This window comes from Salibacterium lacus, from assembly GCF_042684865.1.
In the GTDB taxonomy this organism is placed as follows: Bacteria; Bacillota; Bacilli; order Bacillales; family Marinococcaceae; genus Salibacterium; species Salibacterium lacus.
On sequence record NZ_JBHUML010000006.1, the window covers coordinates 294,712 to 315,843 of the forward strand.

18 protein-coding genes are annotated in these 21,132 nt (G+C 47.0%); 9 read left to right on the forward strand and 9 right to left on the reverse strand.

Going from position 1 to position 21,132, the window contains the following annotated elements:
* Window positions 1–72: 72 nt before the first annotated feature.
* From noc to rpmH, 8 genes are all read right to left on the reverse strand, one after another.
* Window positions 73–909, reverse strand: coding sequence for a nucleoid occlusion protein (gene noc, locus ACFSUB_RS17300; protein ID WP_380714529.1), 837 nt, complete (start codon window positions 907–909; stop codon window positions 73–75).
* Window positions 910–1,027: 118 nt separating this feature from the next.
* Window positions 1,028–1,744 carry a 16S rRNA (guanine(527)-N(7))-methyltransferase RsmG gene (gene rsmG, locus ACFSUB_RS17305; RefSeq protein ID WP_380714530.1) on the reverse strand — a complete coding sequence of 239 codons (717 nt, stop codon included), beginning with the start codon at window positions 1,742–1,744 and terminating at the stop codon, window positions 1,028–1,030.
* A 78-nt stretch (window positions 1,745–1,822) separates the two neighbouring features.
* Window positions 1,823–3,712, reverse strand: a complete 1,890-nt coding sequence (gene mnmG, locus ACFSUB_RS17310; RefSeq protein WP_380714531.1) for a tRNA uridine-5-carboxymethylaminomethyl(34) synthesis enzyme MnmG — start codon at window positions 3,710–3,712, stop codon at window positions 1,823–1,825.
* A gap of 16 nt (window positions 3,713–3,728) precedes the next feature.
* Window positions 3,729–5,108, reverse strand: coding sequence for a tRNA uridine-5-carboxymethylaminomethyl(34) synthesis GTPase MnmE (gene mnmE, locus ACFSUB_RS17315; RefSeq protein WP_380714532.1), 1,380 nt, complete (start codon window positions 5,106–5,108; stop codon window positions 3,729–3,731).
* A 374-nt stretch (window positions 5,109–5,482) separates the two neighbouring features.
* The gene (gene jag / locus ACFSUB_RS17320; RefSeq protein ID WP_380714533.1) at window positions 5,483–6,106 is read right to left on the reverse strand and encodes an RNA-binding cell elongation regulator Jag/EloR; all 624 of its coding nucleotides are present in this window, start codon (window positions 6,104–6,106) and stop codon (window positions 5,483–5,485) included.
* 3 nt (window positions 6,107–6,109) lie between these two features.
* Complete coding sequence (spoIIIJ, locus tag ACFSUB_RS17325; protein ID WP_380714534.1) at window positions 6,110–6,880, reverse strand: YidC family membrane integrase SpoIIIJ; 771 nt, start codon at window positions 6,878–6,880, stop codon at window positions 6,110–6,112.
* 124 nt (window positions 6,881–7,004) lie between these two features.
* Window positions 7,005–7,361, reverse strand: coding sequence for a ribonuclease P protein component (rnpA, locus tag ACFSUB_RS17330; protein ID WP_380714535.1), 357 nt, complete (start codon window positions 7,359–7,361; stop codon window positions 7,005–7,007).
* 136 nt (window positions 7,362–7,497) lie between these two features.
* Window positions 7,498–7,635, reverse strand: coding sequence for a 50S ribosomal protein L34 (gene rpmH, locus ACFSUB_RS17335; RefSeq protein WP_090927328.1), 138 nt, complete (start codon window positions 7,633–7,635; stop codon window positions 7,498–7,500).
* Between the two features lie 621 nt (window positions 7,636–8,256).
* Here rpmH and dnaA point away from each other — a divergent pair.
* From dnaA to ACFSUB_RS17375, 8 genes are all read left to right on the forward strand, one after another.
* Entirely contained in the window at window positions 8,257–9,609 is a 1,353-nt protein-coding gene (gene dnaA, locus ACFSUB_RS17340) for a chromosomal replication initiator protein DnaA (protein ID WP_380714536.1), read from the forward strand.
* Window positions 9,610–9,762: 153 nt separating this feature from the next.
* A complete protein-coding gene (gene dnaN / locus ACFSUB_RS17345; protein ID WP_380714537.1) occupies window positions 9,763–10,905 on the forward strand; it encodes a DNA polymerase III subunit beta in 1,143 nt (380 codons plus the stop codon).
* A 182-nt stretch (window positions 10,906–11,087) separates the two neighbouring features.
* The gene (gene yaaA, locus ACFSUB_RS17350) at window positions 11,088–11,312 is read left to right on the forward strand and encodes a S4 domain-containing protein YaaA (RefSeq protein WP_380714538.1); all 225 of its coding nucleotides are present in this window, start codon (window positions 11,088–11,090) and stop codon (window positions 11,310–11,312) included.
* 9 nt (window positions 11,313–11,321) lie between these two features.
* Entirely contained in the window at window positions 11,322–12,443 is a 1,122-nt protein-coding gene (gene recF / locus ACFSUB_RS17355) for a DNA replication/repair protein RecF (protein ID WP_380714539.1), read from the forward strand.
* Window positions 12,444–12,453: 10 nt separating this feature from the next.
* Window positions 12,454–12,732: an extracellular matrix regulator RemB gene (gene remB / locus ACFSUB_RS17360; RefSeq protein WP_380714540.1), complete on the forward strand. Its 279-nt coding sequence runs from the start codon at window positions 12,454–12,456 to the stop codon at window positions 12,730–12,732.
* Window positions 12,733–12,803: 71 nt separating this feature from the next.
* Window positions 12,804–14,741, forward strand: coding sequence for a DNA topoisomerase (ATP-hydrolyzing) subunit B (gene gyrB / locus ACFSUB_RS17365; protein WP_380714587.1), 1,938 nt, complete (start codon window positions 12,804–12,806; stop codon window positions 14,739–14,741).
* A gap of 95 nt (window positions 14,742–14,836) precedes the next feature.
* A complete protein-coding gene (gene gyrA / locus ACFSUB_RS17370; protein WP_380714541.1) occupies window positions 14,837–17,383 on the forward strand; it encodes a DNA gyrase subunit A in 2,547 nt (848 codons plus the stop codon).
* Between the two features lie 55 nt (window positions 17,384–17,438).
* Window positions 17,439–18,521 carry an HD-GYP domain-containing protein gene (locus ACFSUB_RS17375; protein WP_380714542.1) on the forward strand — a complete coding sequence of 361 codons (1,083 nt, stop codon included), beginning with the start codon at window positions 17,439–17,441 and terminating at the stop codon, window positions 18,519–18,521.
* On the opposite strand, the gene ACFSUB_RS17380 is transcribed toward ACFSUB_RS17375, so the two are convergent.
* Window positions 18,496–19,464: a YaaC family protein gene (locus ACFSUB_RS17380; RefSeq protein WP_380714543.1), complete on the reverse strand. Its 969-nt coding sequence runs from the start codon at window positions 19,462–19,464 to the stop codon at window positions 18,496–18,498. The genes ACFSUB_RS17375 and ACFSUB_RS17380 overlap by 26 nt on opposite strands.
* A gap of 199 nt (window positions 19,465–19,663) precedes the next feature.
* On the opposite strand from ACFSUB_RS17380, the gene guaB reads away from it, so the two are divergent.
* Complete coding sequence (guaB, locus tag ACFSUB_RS17385; RefSeq protein WP_380714544.1) at window positions 19,664–21,121, forward strand: IMP dehydrogenase; 1,458 nt, start codon at window positions 19,664–19,666, stop codon at window positions 21,119–21,121.
* Window positions 21,122–21,132: the final 11 nt, after the last annotated feature.

The window sequence follows — 21,132 nt, forward strand, 5'->3', positions numbered from 1 at the left end:
AGGGGAAGGACTGAAGATTCGGCGATATTGAAATACCGCCGGTTAACCATAGTCCTGCCCATCGCAGCCGGCTTATTTTTTCGGGATACGGATGGTAATTTGATAGAATTCATCGTGATCTTCTTCTTCCGTATCAATACCCATACCACTGTTCTCGACCATTTCCACCGATTCACGAATCGTATTCATCGCAATTCTGGTATCTTTGGAGAAGTGTTTGCGGGCGGGGGCCTGTTTTTTCGGCTGCTTCGGTTCGGAATTGTCTTTGATGAGCTGCTCCGTCTGCTTCACATTCAATTCCCGCTGCACGACCATATCAAGAATGTGATTCTGCTGCTGCTCTTCTTTTACCTGCAGCAGGGCACGTGCGTGTCTCTCTGTTATCTGCTTATTCTTCAGAGCCTGCTGGGTTTCTCTGCTCAGGTGAAGGAGTCTCATTTTGTTAGCGACCGTCGACTGTCCTTTTCCAAGACGCTGTGCCAGACTTTCCTGGGTCAAACCATGCAGTTCCAACAGTTCAGCATAAGCGGAAGCCTCTTCAATCGCGGTTAACTCTTCCCTCTGCAGATTTTCAATCAACGCTACCGAAGCGGTTTCGGTATCATTGAAATTTTTAACGATTGCCGGAACTTCATTCATTCCCAAGGATAAAACCGCACGCCAACGCCGTTCACCAGCGATGATTTCAAAATGTTCTTCCTTTTCCCGTACAGTTATAGGCTGCAGCAGGCCGTGGGTACGAATGGACTGGGCAAGCTCCGCAATTTTTTCCTCCTGGAAAATGGTTCGCGGTTGAAATGGATTGGCTGTAATTTTTTCAACAGGGATGTGCTTAATCTCATCTGGACCGGCTTCTTTATCCCCTTGCTGATCCCCCAGACCAAACCACTTTTGAAGCGACTGCTTCATTGCCTCACACCACCTTACTAAAGCTGAAATCTATTATTAATCTTTCAAACAGCAGCGTCTTTCCTATCTATCTTCTGCTTTTATTTTACCATGCTTGTAACCAATGTCTACCATTGCCTTAAAGGATCGGCTTCTTTGAAGGAGTTCCTGCTTTCCGGGGATATTTCCCGGGCACCGCATCCACTTTTTCCATCTTCAGAATATAGCGGGAACTTTCTTCGTTCGGCAGTGTCAAAGCGGAAGCTTCTTTCCATCGTCCTCCAAGTGTCCGGCAGGCTTTTTTTGCCTCCTCTTTTTCTGTCAGTCCTTCGGCTCCTTTTAACGCAAGGAAATGCCCCCCTTGTTTCACAAACGGAAGGCAGAGCTCTGTAAGGACGGGCATTTTAGCAACCGCCCGGGAAATCGCTGTATCATACTGTTCCCGGTGCTCCGTCTCATGCGCTTTATCTTCAGCCCGTCCGTGCAGCACCTGAACCTGCTTCAACTGCAGCTCATCAATAAGTTCTTCTAAAAAAGAAATTCGTTTCTTCAGTGAATCGATGATGACGATATGTAGATGCGGGTGGATAATCTTGAGAGGCAGGCTTGGAAAACCGGCTCCCGCTCCAATATCCACGAGTTTTTGATCATTTTGAAAATCATAATAAAAAGCAGGAGTCAACGAATCATAGAAGTGTTTTTCATACACATCTGCTTGACCGGTTAGCGATGTTAAATTCACTCTTTGATTCCACTCTATCAACTTATGGTAGTAAGCATCAAATTGGTGAAGCTGTCTGTCTGTCAGATTGATTCCCTGGTTTTTCAGCCATTGTGAAAATAAATCTTCTGTCATCACGGTGCCTCCATTTCCTTTCCTATGAAAGCAGCTCCAGGGTATGATCCGGTTAACACCCTGGAGCTGTTCTTTTTCTTATGCTTCTGCTGTTTTGGCCAGTTTGCCCTGCTCGATGTAAACGAGCAGGATCGAAATGTCGGAAGGGTTCACCCCGGACACTCTGGAAGCCTGGCCGACAGAGACCGGCTTGACTTCCGAAAGTTTCTGAACCGCTTCGGTTGCAAGGCCTGAAATCTGCGTATAATCCGTATTCTGCGGAATTTTTTTCTCTTCCATTTTGTTCATGCGCTCCACCTGCTCGAGCTGTTTGGCAATATATCCTTCATACTTTGTCTGGATTTCAACCTGTTCCCGTTCATCCGGGGACAGTGTATCACCACCTGGTGCGAAGGGAGCCACGTCATCATATCCAAGTTCCGGACGTTTCAGAAGATGGGCTGCCGAAACCGCTTCTTTCATTGGCGAGGAGTCTTTTCCTTCCAGCATCTGCTGCAGTTCATCACCCGGCTTCACTGTTGTATTTTCAAGCCGGTCTTTTTCTTTGGCGATGGCTTCTTTTTTTCTGGTGAAACGCTCATACCGCTCCTCTTTAATCATTCCGATGTCCCGGCCGATGTCTGTCAAACGCAGGTCAGCGTTGTCATGACGCAGAAGCAGCCGGTACTCTGCACGTGAGGTCAGCAGGCGGTACGGTTCATCGGTTCCTTTTGTGACCAGATCATCAATCAATACACCGATGTAAGCATCGGAACGGTTCAGAATGACGCCTTCTTCCTTTTGCGCTTTCCGAGCTGCGTTAATACCTGCCATAATACCCTGTCCGGCTGCTTCTTCGTAGCCGGAGGTGCCGTTAATCTGACCGGCAGTGAACAGATTCTCCACGTTCTTTGTTTCGAGTGTCGGCCAGAGCTGGGTCGGCACGATGGCATCATATTCAATCGCATAACCCGGACGCATCATCCGCACATTCTCAAGACCCGGGATGGTTTTGAGCATATTAAACTGGACATCTTCCGGCATGCTGGTGGAAAGACCCTGCACGTAAACTTCCGACGTGTTTCGGCCTTCCGGTTCCAGAAAGATCTGGTGCTTTGGTTTATCGTGAAAACGCACAATTTTATCTTCGATGGAAGGGCAGTAACGCGGCCCGGTTCCTTCCACCATTCCCGAATACATCGGGGAACGGGTGAGATTATCATTAATAAGAGAGTGCGTATCCGCTCCTGTATACGTCAGCCAGCAGGGCAGCTGATCCGTAATATAGTCGACTGTTTCAAAGGAGAAAGCTCTCGGTTTTTCATCGCCGGGCTGTATTTCTGTTTTATCATAATCAATGCTTCCGCTGTTCACCCGGGGAGGAGTTCCTGTTTTGAAACGTTCCATTTCAAACCCAAGTTCCTGCAGGCTGTGCGACAGGCTGATGGAAGGCTGCATATTGTTCGGTCCGCTTTCGTAGGCAAGGTCTCCGAGAATGATTTTCCCGCGGAGGTACGTGCCTGTCGTAACGACCGTCGTTTCGGCATAGTAAGCCGCTCCGGTGTTGGTGACAACCCCTTTGCAGACGCCGTCTTCGACAATCAATTCTTCCACCAGTCCCTGACGAAGGACGAGGTTTTCCTCTTCTTCCAGCGTTTTTTTCATTTCCTGCTGGTAAAGGAATTTGTCCGCCTGTGCTCTTAGAGCCCGTACCGCCGGACCTTTTCTCGTGTTGAGCATCCGCATTTGAATATGCGTCTTATCAATGTTTCGTGCCATCTCTCCACCGAGTGCGTCAATTTCCCGAACGACAATGCCTTTTGCCGGGCCTCCGACAGACGGATTACACGGCATAAACGCTACAGAATCAAGGTTCAGGGTTAACATCAGCGTCTGCGAGCCCATACGCGCCGCTGCCAGGCCGGCTTCCACTCCGGCATGACCGGCACCAATCACAATGACATCGTATTCGCCGCCTTCATATGGCATATGCTTTACCTCCTTTTTATTTCCCAAGACAAAATTGTGAAAACAACTGATCAATCAAGCTCTCATGGACATTTTCTCCGATAATTTCTCCCAGCTGCTCCCAGGCTCTCGTAATATCAATCTGTATCATGTCGACAGGAACATCCATTTCCGCTGCCTCCATCGCATCGTTGATGGATCGTTTCGCCTGATTTAAAAGACCGATATGGCGGGCGTTGGAGAGATAACTTAAATCAGCGGTCTCCACTCCTTCGTCAAAAAAGAGTGTCGAAATGGATGTTTCCAGTTCATCAATTCCCTCGTCCTGAAGCAGAGAAGCCGTGATGACCGGACGTCCTTCCGCAAGCTCCTGGATACGGGTTTCATCGATGTTTCGCGCGAGGTCGGTTTTATTTAAGATAATCACAGCATTCATCCCGCGGATCGCTTCAAACAGAGCCTCATCTTCTTTGGTAAGAACCTCAGAACTATTGACGACAAGCAGAATCAGCTCCGCTTCATTCAAAGCCTGACGGGATCGTTCCACGCCGATTTTCTCAACAATATCTTCGGTCTCTCTTATGCCTGCTGTATCGATTAGCTTGAGCGGAACACCCCGGACGTTTACGTACTCTTCCAGCATATCCCGGGTAGTGCCGGGAACTTCGGTGACAATGGCTTTATTCTCATGCACAAGGCTGTTCATAAGCGAAGATTTTCCCACGTTGGGACGGCCGATAATAGCAGTGGATAACCCTTCCCGCAGGATCTTCCCCTGCTGCGCCGTCGTAAGAAGGGTATCTATTTCATCACGGACAGCAGCGGCCCGGTCTGTGAGTGTATTCAGTGTCATAGTCTCTGCATCGTCATATTCGGGATAATCAATGTTAACCTCCACGTTAGCCACTGTTTCCAGCAGCTGCTGACGCAGACGACGGATGCGTCCGGCAAGACGGCCCTCCACCTGTTTCATGGCTACATTCATGGCCCTGTCTGTTTTCGCGCGGATTAAATCCATCACTGCTTCAGCCTGGGATAAGTCAATTCGTCCGTTCAAAAATGCACGCTTTGTAAATTCCCCCGGTTCAGCCAGACGGGCTCCCTGGCTGAGAACGAGGTCAAGCACTTTATTGACAGATACTATACCGCCGTGGCAGTTGATTTCCATAATATCTTCACGGGTGAATGTTTTAGGGGCGCGGAGGACAGAGACCATCACTTCTTCGACAATCTCTTCCGTTTCCGGATTTACTACGTTCCCGTAATGAATCGTGTGGGAATCGACCGAAGATAATGATACTTTCCCTCTGTATAGTTTTTCCGCGATAGCCGCCGCTTCCATGCCGCTGATACGAACGATGGCTATTGCACCTTCACCGGACGGTGTGGAAATCGCTGCAATGGTATCACCTTCCATCCTCCTGTCTCCCTCCTTCTCTATTTAACCCTTTTTAACAGGGTATTTTTACGTTTCCCTAACATAATAGAATATCATATAGGATATGAAAAAGAAAGGCTTGAGTTATTCACATGTGGACAAGTCATATACTTCTTGTCGTCACCCTATTTCTCCCCCTGTGCACAACTTTTTCGTTCTGTATCTAAACTACCGCGTTTTAGGCGTTTTAGAAATTCCTGCTTACAAAAAAATCCGAACAACGGCAAATGCTTAAAACAGCATGGCATACCATTGTTCGGATTGTGATCTACCCGTATCCTGTTGTTCCGCTCTTTTGTCCTGCGGTTTGTTTCCTCTGCTGATTAAGATAAGTTTCAGAAATCACCGAACGTTCATACCGGAGCAATAACAACATAACGACGGGGCTCTGTGCCGTCGGAATACGTTTTTATACGTCTGCTGCGCTGAAGAGCGGCGTGAATAATTTTGCGTTCCTGCGGCGGCATCGGTTCAAGCTCGACTTTTCCGCCGGTTCGTTCTGCTTTGGAAGCAAGATTTTCCGCCAGCTGTTTCAGTGTTTCGCGGCGGCGCTCCCGGTAATTCCCGGCATCAATCGCAATGGTAATGTGTTTGTCGGCATACCGGTTGGCAGCCAGCTGCACAAGATACTGCAGAGAATCCAGTGTCTTTCCGTGTCTGCCGATGACAATCCCGGGATCTTCACCATAAAGCTGAAACATAACCTTTCTGTCTCTGGTTTCTTCTTTTGCCACCTGAATCGGCACACCCATATCTTCAATCACTGCGCGCAGAAAGCGATCCGCTTCTTCGGCGGGATCCGGTTTTCGCTGCGCTTCTATCAAAGCGGATCTGTTTCCAAGCAGCCCAAGAAAACCCTTTTTCGGTTCTTCGATTACTTTGTAATCAATGTGGTCCTTCGTTTTGGCATCGAGCTCCGTTACTGCAGAAGCTACTGCTTCTTCGATGGTTTTTCCCGAAACCTTAACGATCTTCACGTTTTATTTACTCCCTCCGGATTTAGCTTCCATTTTTTCCTGCTTCTTTCTTCTGGCTCCCGGTCCGGTGATGAAATACGTCTGCACCACCATGAAAATGTTCCCGACGACCCAGTACAAAGCAAGTGCAGATGGGAAAAAGAAGGCAAAAGCGGTAATCATAAACGGCATCATATACATCAGGATCTTCATCTGCGGGTTATCAGAGACCATCATCATTTTCTGCTGAATGAAGGTCGTTGTTCCGGCAATGATCGGCAGAATGTAATCCGGCTGTCCAAGCTGGAACCACAGAAAAGTGTGCTCTTCAATGGCTTCGGTTCTCATAATCGCGTGGTAAAAGGCAATGAGAATCGGCATCTGAATAAAAATCGGCAGACATCCGGCAAGAGGGTTGATTTTATGTTTCTGGAACAGTTCCATCGTTTCCTGCTGCAGTTTCTGCTGCGTCTGCTGATCTTTGGCACTGTACTTTTCTCTTAACTTCTGCATCTCCGGCTGGATTTCCTGCATGGCAGCCGAGCTTTTCGTCTGTTTTATCATAAGCGGCAGAATGAGAACTCTGATAAAGATAGTGACAATGATAATGGAGAGCCCATAATCTTCACCGGTCATCTCCGCAATTTGAATAATCAGCCAGGAAAGTGGATAAACAAAGAATGAATTCCAGATTCCCTCACTGTCTTCGGTGATGGGCTCATTTATATTCATACAGCCTGTCATTAACACCATCACAACAAGCAGCACCGCCGCTAAGCTCAGTTTCTTAGACACATGAGTTTCCTCCTTGGAAAAATTTTAAACCCTTTATTCATGAAAAAAAATTAATGATAACGCTGACACTTGACGAAACAAGCCACCCTATATTCTAGCGGAGAAGCAGGAAAAAAAAAAGGAATCATTTATGATTGTCACGCTTTCTCAACACCCCGGCTACATTCATAACATGTTTCAGACTCTTTTTGATCTGGGCATAGTCCATATCCGCCACTGGTTTTCTGGCGATAATGATATAATCTCTGCCCCCCTCGATCTGGCTGTCCATTTCCCGGAGTGCTTCCCGCAGCAGTCGTTTAATTCTGTTTCTCGTTACAGCATTGCCCATTTTCCTGCTTACAGTCAGGCCCGTCCGGTAATATGTGTTTTCGTTATTATCCATGACATAAATAACAAACTGGCGGTTGGCTGATGACCTTCCTTTTTCAAAAATACGGCTGAATTCGTGATTCTTTTTAATACGATGTGCCTTTTTCACCCGGTTCTCCTCCATTTTGTTTCTGCTATATGTATCTTCAGCCGCTGCAGAACACCGGAATGTTTCTTCAGCGGCTGGAAATGAAAGAAAAACAAATGTTTTTTTCCGAAAAAAGACCACTGTGGAATCAGTGGTCTTAAGCGGAAATAACTTTTCTTCCTTTGCGGCGGCGGTTCTTAAGTACCTGCCGTCCCTTCTTCGTACTCATCCGTTCACGGAATCCATGTACTTTTTTACGTTTCCGATTGTTTGGCGAAAATGTAGGCTTTCCCATTTTATTTGTACACCTCCTTCGAGGAATATCTCAATTAAGGACATTCCCGTAAATTATATAGAGGAACGGTTTTCGTTGTCAAGTCTTCATCCCTTATCCGGCTCTTTCTTCAGAAGTCCTGGTACTGTGTTTTGAGCCTGTGGATAAATGTTACAAGGGAACAGCAAGGTTGTAGACAATGTTATCTACAAGTTGCACACATAATCTAGTGGTGTGGATAAATTCTGTGCACAAGGTATTGATGCTGTGGATAACCTTTTGAAAAGGCGTTGTCACCAGGTTTTATTTTTGGTATGATAAATATGTTTTTACTCTGGATAAGTGGAGTAAGGGAGAATATTATCCACATGTGTGAATAAGTGTGTGGATAAAAATTCACACCCCGTGGATGTATCTATCCACAATGATGTGCAAGCTGTGAACAGGATGCTTTTCTACCATATTATTATTACTTGATAACTGTCCACAGTTCTTTCAAAGGGGAGTATGTGTTGTTCCCCTGCCAAATACACAATTTACATGTGTTATCAAGCAAGGCTTCCATCCGCGTGCATGAAGAGTTGGAGGCCTTTCTTTGCCCTTTATCCCGGCAGCAGCCACAAAAAAGGAGGGACGTACATATTGGAGAATATTACAGATCTATGGAATCAAACACTCTCGGTCATTCAAAAGAAAGTCAGCAAACCAAGTTATGAAACATGGTTGAAATCAACAAAAGCCGCAGAGATTCAGGAAGATATGATTATCGTCACCGCGCCAAACGAATTTGCCAGAGACTGGCTGGAGAACCGTTACTCCAGACTGATTTCTGACACTCTGCAGGATATAACCGGAGCAGAATTACAGGTTAAATTTATCATTCCGGACACCGGGGAAGAAGACCACTTTTCCGTAGAAGACGAAATGAAAAAGATGCCGCCCCCGGCGGAAAATAAGCAGGATGAGATTCCTAAAAGTATGCTGAACGATAAGTATTCGTTTAATACCTTTGTCATTGGTTCAGGCAACCGGTTTGCCCATGCTGCTTCTCTTGCTGTTGCGGAAGCTCCGGCCAAGGCCTACAACCCGCTCTTCATTTACGGAGGAGTCGGTCTTGGAAAAACCCATCTGATGCATGCCATCGGCCATTACGTGATTGACAACAACCCCGATGCCCGGGTGGTCTATCTTTCCTCTGAAAAATTTACCAATGAATTCATTAACTCCATCCGTGACAACAAAGCGGTCGATTTCCGTAACAAATACCGCAGTGTGGATGTGCTTTTAATTGATGATATACAGTTTCTGGCAGGAAAAGAACAAACGCAGGAAGAATTCTTTCATACGTTTAATGCCCTGCATGAAGAAAGCAAACAGATCGTCATCTCCAGCGACCGGCCGCCAAAGGAAATTCCAACGCTTGAAGACCGGTTGCGCTCCCGCTTTGAATGGGGGTTGATCACAGACATCACCCCACCTGACCTGGAAACAAGAATTGCTATACTCCGCAAAAAAGCGAAAGCAGAAAAACTTGATATTCCAAACGAGGTTATGCTGTATATTGCCAACCAGATTGATACAAACATCCGTGAACTGGAGGGCGCTCTTATAAGGGTCGTGGCGTACTCCTCTTTGATTAATCAGGATATGAACGCAGATCTTGCAGCCGAAGCGTTAAAAGACATTATACCGAACGCCAAACCTAAAAAAGTCAGTATTGCCGACATTCAAAAAACAACAGCCGAACAGTTCAGCGTCCAACTCCAGGAGCTGAAAGCAAAAAAACGTACAAAAACCATTGCTTTTGCAAGGCAGGTCGCTATGTATTTATCCAGAGAGATGACGGAAGCCTCTCTTCCAAAAATCGGGGAAGAATTTGGAGGAAGGGATCATACGACGGTTATTCACGCTCATGAAAAAATAGCTTCCATGATGGACACCGATACAGAACTTCAAAAAACCGTGCAGGAAGTTATCGACAAGATACAAACATGATGTGTAAAACCTCTTGAAGTTGTGCACAGTTTTTCCACATGTGTACAACCCTGTATTTCCGGGCGTTTCCCGCGTTATCCACAGAATACACAACACCTACGGCTATTACGGCTAGTATTTATTAATAAATATAATATATAAGGGAGATGTCATATGCATTTTGTTATTCATCGGGAAACCTTCGTGCAAAGCGTGCAACATGTAAATAAAGCTGTCTCTACAAGGACAACAATTCCTATTTTGACAGGAATTAAGATAGATGCATCCGAAGAAGGCGTTACATTGACAGGAAGTGATTCCGATATTTCCATCGAATCATTTATCCCTAAAGCGGATGAAGAGAAAGACTATATTGATATTAAAGAAACAGGAAGCATTGTGCTTCAGGCTCGTTTTTTTGCCGATATTGTTAAAAAGCTGCCGGGAGAGGAAATTGAACTGCTCGTTCAGGATCAATTTGCAACAACACTGCGTTCAGGATCCGTCGTGTTTAACCTGAACGGCCTGGATCCGGAAGAGTATCCGCGTCTTCCAAATCTTGAAGAAAACCAAACGTTCACGCTTCCTCAAAATCTCTTGAAAGACATGATCCGGCAGACTGTCTTTGCAGTGTCCACTCAGGAAACACGACCGGTGTTAACAGGTGTAAACCTCGAGAACGAACAGGATCAGTTGACCTGTACTGCAACAGACAGTCATCGTCTTGCGATGAGAAAGGCGGCCATTGAATCCGAAGGAGAGCCGCTTGATATATCCAATGTCGTTATTCCAGGGAAAAGCATGAGCGAGCTAAGACAGATTCTTGAGGATACGGATGAAAGAGTGGAGATTGTAGTCACAGAAAGCCAGGTTTTGTTTAAATTCCGCCATCTGTTGTTTTTCTCAAGGCTCCTGGACGGGAAGTATCCGGTAACCAGTAATATGATTCCAGACCATTCCAAGACGACGATGGAGATTCCGACAAAAGATCTGCTGCATTCGCTGGAGCGGGCACTCCTTCTGTCCAAAGAGGCAAAAAACAATGTAATTAACTTTAAAACACTGGAAGGGCAGGATATTGAAATCAGTTCTGTCTCAGCTGAGGTCGGAAAAGTAACAGAGCGGATAACATGTCATTCCATAGAGGGAGAGGAACTCCGGATTTCGTTTAACGGAAAGAACATCATGGATGCGCTGAAAGTAATTGACAGCGAGGTCGTGCATATTATGTTTACCGGGGCTATGAGTCCATTTGTTATCCGTCCGTCTGATCATGACCGGATGCTCCACTTGTTTTCTCCCGTACGAACCTACTGAACAGCCTGAATTTTTTCTTAGAAGGGAAACGGATGTTTCTCTTCTTTTTTTACTACTTGGCGTTATCGTTATAGTTTAGTAAAATAGGGAATGAAACCTTATATCGTTCGTAATTACAGTTTGATGGAACAGCGGCTGTGGAAGATACAGATGAAACGCCGCCGGAGGCAGGAGGAAAAGATATGCACCAGACAGTCACGATTGAAACGGAATATATTACATTGGGGCAGCTGCTTCAGGAAGCCGGAGTTATTGATTCCGGCGGGATGGCAAAATTATTTCTGGCCGACTTTGAAGTGTTTGTAAATGATGAACCGGAACAGAGACGGGGACGGAAATTGTACCACGAAGACGAAATCGACATTGAAGAAGTGGGAAAGATAACCATTTCTTCTAATCGTGCGTAGAGGGATATCGTGCATATAAAAAAACTCCGCCTGAAGCAGTTCCGCAATTATGAGGACATCACGTTGAACGTGGAAGATAAAGTGAACGTGATCCTCGGCGGGAATGCCCAGGGAAAAACCAATGCCATGGAGGCCGTTTATGTTCTGGCATTTGCCAAGTCCCACCGCACGTCAAAGGACAGGGAACTGATTCAGTGGGAACAGGACTTTGCCAGAATTGAAGCGGAACTTGAAAAGAACACCGGTCCGTTATCTCTTGAAGTCATTATTTCCGGAAAAGGAAAGAAAACCAAAGTCAACGGACTGGAACAGCAGAAATTAAGCGGCTATGTCGGTACATGTAATGTCGTGATGTTTGCCCCGGAAGATTTGAATCTTGTGAAGGGCGGTCCTTCCATGCGGCGGCGTTTTATAGATATGGAGATCGGCCAGATCAGCCCTGTCTACCTTCATGATTTGATGTTGTATCAACGAATTTTAAGGCAGCGGAACCAGCTGCTTAAGAATATGTTTCCCGTTCCTGACCAGGAGCAGGAGATGATGCTGGATGTCCTTACGGAACAGCTTTCCCAGGCGGCCGCGAAAGTCATCAGCAGACGGTTTTCCTTTCTGCGTCTGCTTCAGGAATGGGCCGGGGAGATTCATGGCAGAATTACAAAGCACCAGGAGGAGCTCGAGGTGGAATACGCTCCCACCACCGAGGTATCAGAAGACATGAACTTGTCGAAGATAGAAGAGCATGTCCGAAAAAAATTCGAAGAGAACCGCCAGAATGAGATCCGCCGCGGGCTTTCCCTCACCGGCCCTCACCGGGATGAGCTGACGATGCGTATCAACGGACGCGATGTGCAGACTTACGGATCCCAGGGACAGCAGCGTACTGCCGCCTTATCCCTGAAACTGGCGGAAATTGAACTCATACACGATAATATCGGGGAATACCCGATATTATTATTGGATGACGTTCTTTCCGAGCTGGATCATAACAGGCAGTCCCACCTTCTCCATACGATTCAGGGGAAGGTACAGACATTTGTAACAACAACCAGCGTGGACGGCATCGAACACGAAACCTTAAAACAGGCTTCGACATTTACTGCGCAGGCCGGAACATTGAGGCAGATGAAATGAGGTGGATCGGATGTTTATTCATTTAGGCGGAGATAAGGTAATCCGTTCGAAAGACGTTATAACGATAGTTGATCAGGATACCCATGATTCCTCCAGTATAACCCAGCAGTTTTTATCATCCCGGGCTGAAGAGGATGTTGAACGGATTTCATCAGAACAGACGAAATCGGTCGTTGTAACGACTGAAAAAATATATTTGTCTCCTATTTCCACCCTGACACTGAAACGGCGGGCTCAGGCCATTTCGGAATACGAAGACTACACGGAAGATCAGGAAAATAAAACGTAGACCTTGTTATAAAGAGTCATTGAAATAGAGGAACAGAACAAACCGGACGTGAAGAAAACTTGGAACTAGTGATGGAAGCGAAGGTGAATAAATTGTCAGTAGATCAACATTCGTACGATGAAAGTCAGATACAGGTACTCGAAGGTCTGGAAGCGGTAAGAAAACGTCCGGGAATGTATATCGGAACGACCAGCAGCCGTGGACTGCACCACCTTGTCTGGGAAGTCATCGATAACAGTATTGATGAAGCCATGGGCGGGTATTGCGACCACATATTCGTCACAATCGAAAAAGACCACAGCATTACTGTTCAGGACAATGGACGCGGTATTCCCGTAGGTATTCAGGAAAAGATGGGAAGACCGGCTGTGGAAGTGATCATGACAATTCTGCATGCCGGCGGTAAATTCGGCGGCGGCGGATATAAAGTATCCGGCGGGCTGCACGGGGTCGGAGCGTCGGTAGTGAATGCTCTTTCCGAGATGCTGGAAGTGGAAATCCATCGTGACGGAGAAATCTATTATCAAAATTATGAGCGTGGGGTTCCGAAACAGGACGTACAGACAATCGGCACAACGGAGAAACATGGAACGAAAATCCATTTCAAACCGGACCCGTCTATTTTTGATGAAAGCGATGAATTTGATTATGAGATTTTCTCCACCCGTCTGCGGGAACTCGCCTTTCTTAATAAGGGGCTGCGAATTACGTTCAATGATAACCGCGATGAATATAAAGAGGAAGTGGAGTACTACTACGAAGGGGGTATTGCTTCTTTTGTAGAGTATCTGAACCGCCAGAAGGAAGTGCTCCATGACGAACCGGTATTTATCGAAGGGGAAAAAGACGAAGTGCAGGTGGAGATTGCTTTTCAGTATAATACGAGCTTTACAAGCAGTCTTTATTCATTTGCCAATAATATCAATACCCACGAAGGCGGCACCCATGAATCGGGTTTTAAAACCGGTCTGACCCGGGTGATTAATGATTATGCAAGAAAATACAACTTATTCAAGGAAAATGATCCGAACCTGATCGGCGACGATGTCCGGGAGGGACTGACTGCCATTGTTTCAGCGAAAATCCCGGATCCACAGTTTGAAGGGCAGACGAAAACCAAACTTGGGAACAGCGACGTCCGTACGGTCACGGATTCCCTGTTTTCCGAGCACTTCTCCAGATTCATGTCTGAAAATCCGGAAACGGCGAAACAGATTGTGGAAAAAGGGTTGATGGCTTCAAGAGCCAGAGATGCGGCGAAGAAGGCCAGAGAGTTAACACGCCGTAAAAATGCGCTGGAGGTAAGTTCCCTCCCGGGGAAACTGGCAGACTGCTCATCCAATGATGCTGCCATCAGCGAAATCTACATCGTAGAGGGAGACTCCGCAGGCGGTTCTGCCAAGCAGGGAAGAGATCGTCATTTTCAGGCGATTCTGCCGCTTCGGGGAAAAATTATCAACGTAGAGAAGGCGAGGCTGGATAAGATTCTGGCCAACAATGAAATTCGTTCCATCATTACAGCACTTGGCACAGGTATTGGAGATGAGTTTGATATTTCCAAGGCCCGTTATCACCGGATTATTATTATGACGGATGCGGACGTGGACGGTGCTCATATCCGTACGCTGCTGCTGACATTTTTCTACCGCTACATGAGACCGCTTATTGAGAGTGGATATATTTATATTGCACAGCCGCCTTTATATAAGATAACACAGGGAAAAACGGTCCGTTATGCATACGTGGAAAATCAACTGGAACAGGTTCTTGCCGGACTCCCGGAGCAGCCGAAACCGGGATATCAGCGCTATAAAGGGCTGGGCGAAATGAATCCGTCCCAGCTGTGGGAAACGACAATGAACCCCGAAGCGCGGTCTGTCCTGCAGGTCCAGCTTGAAGATGCAATGAAAGCGGATGAAATCTTTGAAACATTGATGGGGGACCGGGTGGAACCAAGACGGGATTTCATTCAGGAAAATGCCCACTATGTAGAAAATCTGGATGTATAGCGGACAGTTTTACCGGCATAAAAGGGATGGATGCTGTTTCTTCTATCCCTTTCGTGATTACGTTGGGGATGGATCAGAATTGGGAGGTTTAAGGTATGGCAGATCAATATGAATCGAACGTAACAGAAATAAATATAGGCCAGGAAATGCGCACCTCATTTCTGGATTATGCGATGAGTGTCATCGTAAGCCGGGCACTCCCGGATGTACGGGACGGCATGAAGCCGGTGCATCGCCGTATTCTTTTTGCGATGAATGAGCTCGGCATGACCCCGGACAAACCTTATCGTAAATCGGCGCGTATTGTCGGGGATGTTATTGGTAAGTACCACCCTCACGGCGATTCGGCGGTATATGAAACGATGGTGCGCATGGCGCAGGATTTCAGCTACCGGAATATGCTGGTGGACGGTCACGGCAACTTTGGTTCCGTTGACGGAGATGCGGCGGCAGCCATGCGTTATACGGAAGCGAAAATGTCCAAAATTTCGCTTGAAATGGTACGCGACATCAACAAAGATACGATCGACTATCAGGATAACTACGACGGTAATGAACAAGAACCGATTGTCCTGCCTTCCCGATTCCCGAATCTGCTGGTTAACGGTGCGGCAGGAATTGCTGTAGGAATGGCCACCAACATTCCGCCTCATCAACTGGGGGAAGTGATTGATGGAGTGCTTGCTCTCAGCAGAGATCCCGAAATGACGGTTCCTGACTTAATGGAATATATTCCGGGACCTGACTTTCCGACGGCTGCGTCGATTGTCGGCAGAACCGGCATCAGGCGTGCCTATCAGACAGGACGCGGCTCTATTACCATCCGGGCTAATGCTTATATTGAAGAATACGCGAGCGGAAAAGAAGCCATTATCGTAGATCAGCTTCCTTACCAGGTTAATAAAGCCCGGTTGATAGAAAAGATTGCAGAGCTTGTTCGTGACAAGAAAATCGAAGGTATTACCGATCTTCGTGACGAATCCGACCGCAACGGCATGCGTGCAGTGATCGAAGTGAAAAAGGACGCAAATGCCAATGTCCTGTTAAATAATCTGTACAAACAGACAGCGCTTCAGACCAGTTACGGCATTAATATGCTGGCTTTGGTTGACGGACGCCCGCAGGTATTGAACCTGAAGCAGTGCCTCAGCCATTACCTGGAGCACCAGAAAGTGGTGATCAAGCGCCGTACTGCTTTTGAACTGAAAAAAGCGGAAGCGAGAGCCCATATTCTGGAAGGGCTGCGTGTGGCTCTGGATCATCTTGATGCTGTGATTGATTTGATACGAAACTCTCAGACAACCGACATCGCAAGAAACGGTCTGATGGAACAGTATTCTCTCACGCACGAACAGGCTCAGGCGATTCTTGAAATGCGTCTTCAGCGCCTGACAGGACTGGAGCGCGATAAAATTGAACAGGAATACAGCGATTTGATGGAGCGGATCAGGGAGCTTCGCGAGATTCTTGCCAGTGAAGAACGGGTTCTTGAAATTATCCGGGAAGAACTGAGTGAAGTGAAGGACAAGTTTAATGACGAGCGCCGGACGCTCATTACTGCCGGAGAAAATCAAATCGAAGACGAAGACCTGATTCCCCGTCAGAATGTGGTCATTACGATCTCCCACCATGGTTATCTTAAGCGGATGCCGATTGATACCTACCGCAGTCAGCGCCGCGGCGGACGTGGTGTACAGGGAATGGGAACAAATGACGACGACTTTGTGGAACATCTGTTTACAACCAGTTCGCACCAGACGATTTTGTTTTTCACGAACAAAGGGAAAGTATATCGTCTGAAAGCTTACGAAATCCCGGAACTGCAGCGAACAGCTAAAGGAATACCGGTCATTAACCTGCTTCAGGTGGAGAAAAACGAATACATCAGCACCGTTATTCCGGTGGAGGCTTTTTCTGATGATGCCTATTTATTCTTTTTGACAAAACAGGGCATTGCCAAACGTACAAAGCTTTCAGCCTACTCCAATATACGTAAAGGCGGGCTGTTTGCGATCAATGTCAAAGAAGATGATGAATTATACGGGGTTCGTCTGACACACGGAGATGAACATATCATCGTCGGAACGAAAAACGGAACCGCCATTCACTTTAACGAAGAAGATGTCCGTTTTATGGGCAGGTCCGCCACAGGCGTAAAAGCCATCTCTCTTACGCAGGGCGATGAAGTTGTGGGCATGGACATTTCCGCAGAAGGTAAAGAAGTGTTGATTGTAACGGATAAAGGCTTTGGTAAACGCACGCCGATCAGTGATTTCAAAGTGCAGCACCGCGGCGGAAAAGGAATAAAAGCCATTAATTTAACAGATCGGAATGGATCCATTGTTTCTATGCGTTGTATTTCCGATGATCATGATATTATGATTATGACTGTTCATGGTGTTCTTATTCGGATGGAAGCACGCGAAATTTCCAGACTCGGCCGCTATGCCCAGGGAGTGACGCTGATCCGTCTTTCTGAAGGGGAAGTTGTTTCGACTGTAGCGCCTGTGGAAACGCCGGAGAATGAACTTGAGACCGAAGAAAGCAGCGGACAGCTCCCTGAGAATGAAACGGAAGAAACCAGGACACCTTCCGAGGTGGACGACGACGAAGAACATGATGAAACACCGCCGGAAGACTAAAATATCAAGCTGCATATAAAGGGCCGCCAATCGAGCAGCCGGAGGGGGAAAAGGCATGAAAGTGAAGCGGCAGTATCTGAAGGAAGGCTGTATTCTGATGGAAGACATATTTGCGGTGACGTCCCGCCCTCTCATCAGAAAAAATACCGTTCTGCATCAGGAACACCTGAATGTACTGGACGCCTTCATGGTTACACACGTTCATGTAGAGAATAGATTGAACGACGGCACTCCCTTTACGCCGGCGGAGCAGGAAGATGAAGAGGATGAACAAACTCAGGAGGCGCCTGAAACGTTTCTGGATGTTTATTTAAAAGCCGTCCAGGCTTATAAAAACCTGTTTCAAAAGTGGACAGGGGGCGCCCGCGTTGAAATGGATAAGATCCGTGCCCTGCTCGCTCCTCCGGCGGAAAAATTGTTTGAATCTCCTAATCAGATTTTTTCTTTGCATCATTACAGCACAAAAGAGGAATATTTGTACCACCACGCTGTATCTACGGCTCTTTTATCCATGTTTCTGGCAAAAAGAATGGGCCTTTCCCAAAAGGAACGGCTGCAGGCGGGCATTGCGGGTGCCATGTGTGATGCCGGCATGGCAAGACTTCCCGGCGGAATTCTGCAGAAAAAAGGTCATTTAACAGAATGGGAATATGAGCAGGTGAAAAATCACCCGTATTATTCGTATCAGATGGCAAAAGAAACAAAAGCCGTAAACACCCAGGTTCTTCTCAGCGTTCTGCAGCATCATGAACGGGAAGATGGAAGCGGCTATCCCCTTCAGATGAAAGCAGACAGTATTCATACTTTAAGTAAAATCGTCAGTACGGCTGATGTTTATCATGCCATGACGAGTGAACATTCTTACCGGAAAAAAAGGTCGCCGTATAAAGTCATTGATGAGATGTACCGGGAAGAGTTTGGAAGACTCGATCCGCAGGTTCTTCAGTTATTGTCCGGGGCCCTTATTACATTTTCCATTGGAAGCAATGTTAGATTAAGCAATGGGGACACCGCCACCATTATTTACATTGATGAGAAATCCCCTGCGGAACCGATGGTCCGTTCCGATACGCATCAGAATATTATGCAGCTGGAGGGCAATCAAGGACCGTTTATTGAAGAGATTCTCCAGAGCTGAAAAATCCTGCGAACTGCCGGGGCACTTCAGCCAGCACCCATTCCAGGTAAAAATGAATAAAGGCGTAATCTTCCCCCTGCCGCTGCGTACAGAGGTCGCCCCACCATTCCCCCTCGTAACGGCAGAGCATGCTTAACTCGTACAACAAAAGGTAATGAACGGAAAGCGGCGGCAGCTTGGCGGTATCAAATAAAGAAGGCGGCACGTAATAACTGCTTCCCCGCTGGAAAAGCTGGGAAGCGATATTGTCAGGCTTTCGCTTTATCGAAAAAAGAACAGAATCTGCTGTTCTTTTTTTTATACCTTCCACCTCCATCCCAAGTTGTTCAAGCTGCTTTTGGATCAGAGAGAGCGACTGCTCGTTTGCAGGAGAAACATGTTCCACCGTGACACCGGCAGAAGACAGCTGCACCCGTGGAAGTGCTTCTTCCCCGTGAACATCGAGATACAAATGAACCATGGTATCCCATTTGAAAAAAAGGTGGTTCATTTTCCATTTTTCCCCCACTGCATGTTTCACGTGAAACACTCGTGACGAAAAATGCGGGAAGAACCCCTGCTTTTGTATTTTCACTTCATCTTCCATAAACGTAAATTGTTTTTTCTTCTTTTTTCTCGTCGTCACCCCGTGGGCAAGCATATCTGCGGCAGCCGGGTAATGAGGATCTTCGATAAGCAGGAGTCCCTTTAAAAGATGGGTGAGACCGTAAAAAAGAAGCAGAGGACGTGTTAAGAGGGGGGCCTGTGCTCCTTCTGTCCAGTACGTACGGCCCAGAAGCCACTCATAGTGAAATGCCGGGGTATTACGGTAGCTCCACTGAAGGGCGTCATAGGCTGAAGCACGGCGGGCGAGATATTCTTTTTCGAGCTTGCGCTGCAGCACATTCTGTGCTTCATACGGGGCATAATAAGAGAAATAGTTGTACAGATCATTTTGTTTCATCGTCAGCACCTTTCTGTTCGTTGAATAAATCAGAAAGTTTAAACTTATTCATAATTCTCGTTATAAGGCACAAAACATGATAAGATATTAGAAAATCTCAGAGTTGGTTTTTAGCATGCGCTGTTTACAGGCTGGTTATGAATCATCCTTCTTTCGTAAGCAGGAGAACAAAAACGATGCAGAAAGGTGGAGTGTCAGAATGCGGGAAGATAAGTTTGCTAAAGAGGGGTTAACGTTTGATGATGTCCTGCTGATGCCGGATCGGTCGGATATTCATCCACGTGATGTGTCGCTGAAGACGACACTGTCGGATAAGCTGAATCTTAATATACCGATTGTCAGCGCTGGAATGGATACTGTTACAGAAGCGCCGCTGGCAATAGCTGTTGCCCGGGAAGGCGGACTCGGTGTTATTCATAAAAACATGTCCATTGAAGAGCAGGCGGAAATGGTGGATCAAGTGAAACGCTCGGAAAGCGGCGTTATTACAGATCCTTTCTTTTTAACACCCGAACGGAAGGTGTACGATGCGGAGTATCTGATGGGAAAATACCGGATATCAGGCGTTCCGATTGTGAATGAAAAACAGAAGCTTGTCGGCATTCTCACCAATCGGGATCTCCGTTTCATTGAGGATTATTCCATCGAGATCAGGGATGTGATGACCAGTTCCAATCTTGTTACAGCACCGGTGGGAACAACGCTTGAAGAAGCCGAGAAAATAATGCAGAAGCATCGTATCGAAAAGCTTCCGCTGCTTGATAACGATGAGATACTGCGGGGGCTTATCACCATCAAGGATATCGAGAAAGTTATTGAATTTCCGCAGTCTGCAAAAGATAAACAGGGAAGATTGCTCGCCGGCGCTGCTGTTGGTGTAACAGGGGATGCGATGATCCGTATTGATACACTCGTTAAGGCAGAAGTGGACGCCATTGTGCTTGATACGGCACACGGACATTCCAAAGGTGTCCTGGATAAACTGAAAGAAATCCGTGATACCTACCCGGATGTGACCATTATCGCCGGTAACGTGGCAACACCGGAAGGAACCCGTGAACTCATTGAAGCCGGCGCGGATGTCGTGAAAGTCGGGATTGGACCTGGATCCATCTGTACGACCAGAGTAGTGGCAGGTGTCGGCGTTCCGCAGATCACTGCCGTGTTTGACTGTGCGGAAGAAGCTGCTCGGCACGACGTTCCTATTATTGCCGACGGCGGTATCAAATTCTCGGGGGATATTGTCAAAGCCCTCGCAGCAGGTGGTCACGCCGTGATGCTCGGCAGTATGCTGGCCGGGGTGAAAGAAAGTCCGGGAGATACAGAAATATATCAGGGCAGACAGTTCAAGGTTTACCGCGGCATGGGGTCGATGGGTGCCATGGAACAGGGCAGCAAAGACCGCTATTTCCAGGAAAACAATCAGAAACTGGTCCCTGAAGGCATTGAAGGACGTATTCCTTATAAAGGACCGCTGACAGATACTGTCAATCAGCTGCTTGGAGGTATCCGTGCCGGTATGGGATACTGCGGCAGTGAAAATCTGCTTGATCTGCGTGAAAATGCCCGGTTCACTAGAATTACAAACGCCGGACTGCGGGAAAGTCACCCCCACGATGTTCAGGTAACGAAAGAAGCTCCGAATTACAGTCTATAGGATGGTCGTCC